Source organism: Aeromonas sp. PrichA-15 (assembly GCF_017939245.1).
GTDB lineage: Bacteria > Pseudomonadota > Gammaproteobacteria > Enterobacterales > Aeromonadaceae > Aeromonas > Aeromonas caviae.
Genome location: NZ_JAGKRH010000295.1, coordinates 1 through 622, shown reverse-complemented (window position 1 = coordinate 622; position 622 = coordinate 1). Strand labels below are relative to the sequence as shown.

Below are 622 nucleotides of genomic sequence, written 5' to 3'. Positions count from 1 at the left end.
CTAAGAAGTTGCTTGAGGTACTGGGTTGCATTGATAATAGTCATGGCTTCGGGCGTGTCGGTTTTTTTTTGCGATTAAATCAGATCACAAACGAAGCCTTTTTTCTATCTATTTCAATTGGTTGTAGCTAAAGATCCTGTACATGAATCGACCCTACTCGCCTCTGCTCGCTAAGCTTAAAGGGATCAGCACAGTGCCAGGAGGCCAATCATGGAGATCGACAAAGCCATCGGGCTGATCGAGGCCCACGGAGTCTTTCACGGGGATCACTACAGCTTCAACAGCGGCGAGTTTGTGCAGTGGTGCCAGGAAGATACCCACCAGACCCTCAGCCTGGAACAGGCCAATCACGATCTGGCGCCCTTCTGCATCCGGGTCGGTTACGCCGAGCCGGTCCGGTCGTGGCGTTACTATCTCACCTGATCTCACCTGAGGGGTGACGCAGAGGGCGGGACGAGCCGCGCGATGCGGTGAATCAGGGCCTTGTTGCTCAAATCGGGGAACTATCTGTCATCTCGGTGATCTGATCCTGTAGCGCAGTCTCCGAGAGCATCAGATGGGCAAGTCCAAGCACAAGATCAGCAACTGGCAGCAGTACAACCAAGCTTTGGTGCAACGCGGT

The 622-nt window shown here is 53.5% G+C and carries 1 protein-coding gene; it reads left to right on the top strand.

What is annotated here, in order from left to right; genetic code table 11:
* Positions 1-210: 210 nt before the first annotated feature.
* Positions 211-423 (top strand): hypothetical protein, encoded by a 213-nt coding sequence (locus J9889_RS21590; protein WP_201894589.1) that lies wholly within the window; start codon positions 211-213, stop codon positions 421-423.
* The last annotated feature ends 199 nt before the right edge of the window (positions 424-622 follow it).